Origin of the sequence: Sphingobacterium sp. InxBP1 (assembly GCF_026191775.1) — a bacterium.
GTDB lineage: Bacteria > Bacteroidota > Bacteroidia > Sphingobacteriales > Sphingobacteriaceae > Sphingobacterium > Sphingobacterium thalpophilum.
Window position 1 is genome coordinate 1 of the sequence record NZ_JAINDX010000024.1, and the last position, 764, is coordinate 764.

General features: G+C 39.3%; 1 protein-coding gene. It reads right to left on the reverse strand.

Annotation, left to right across the window (positions count from 1 at the left end; translation table 11 throughout):
• Positions 1-14: 14 nt before the first annotated feature.
• Positions 15-518 (reverse strand): DinB family protein, encoded by a 504-nt coding sequence (locus tag K7A41_RS00305; RefSeq protein WP_265712108.1) that lies wholly within the window; start codon positions 516-518, stop codon positions 15-17.
• Positions 519-764: the final 246 nt, after the last annotated feature.

Here is a 764-nt window from a genome sequence, read left to right on the forward strand (position 1 = left end):
AAATGAAAATACTACTATTTAGCTTGCTGCCGCATCACGTTCCAGAAATTATAGTCCATCATTGGAGCTTTTATAACACCTACATGGTGCCCGATGGTTACGATCTGTCCCCGATGATAGGTGGTATGGATGATTAAGTGCTGTAAGTATTCGTATTTCGGAAAATTCGACGAAAACCATTGTGATTCTATCAAATAGGGTTCGTTCATCGATTCGGTATTTTCCTTCACATAGGCTGCCAGTAGTTTTGCTTCGTTTACCAGATTTTCCATTTCATGCTGAAGATGTACAGCTGTAGGAATGTATTCAAAACTCGGTGTCTCCGTACCACGGATCATCGATGACCAGTACAACTGGGTGTCGCTAATATGTTTTAATGTTTTGGCGATACTACTAAAACTCGAGGGACATTCCTTTTGTAACAGATCCTCAGGATAGTTCTGTAGCCAATTGACCAGCTGTTCCGTAACCCAAACGTTGTAGTCAACGGCATTGGTAATAAATGTTTTTAAACTCATTGTATTCTTTTTTAGTTCATAATTGCATGGATATTACCCCAAATAAATTTAGCGATTTTTTATAGCTATCCTCTTTTTTTTCAGCTGAATAACTAACAAACAAAGAAGCCACATCTCCGGATGTGGCTCTACAACATATATATTTTGACTAAACGCCTAGTTACTAAACGAATGGATTGATTTGGAGACTTTCCAGCTGTCGCCTTCGCGCACCAAAGTCACCAGGTCGGTCTTGGTGAAATTTTC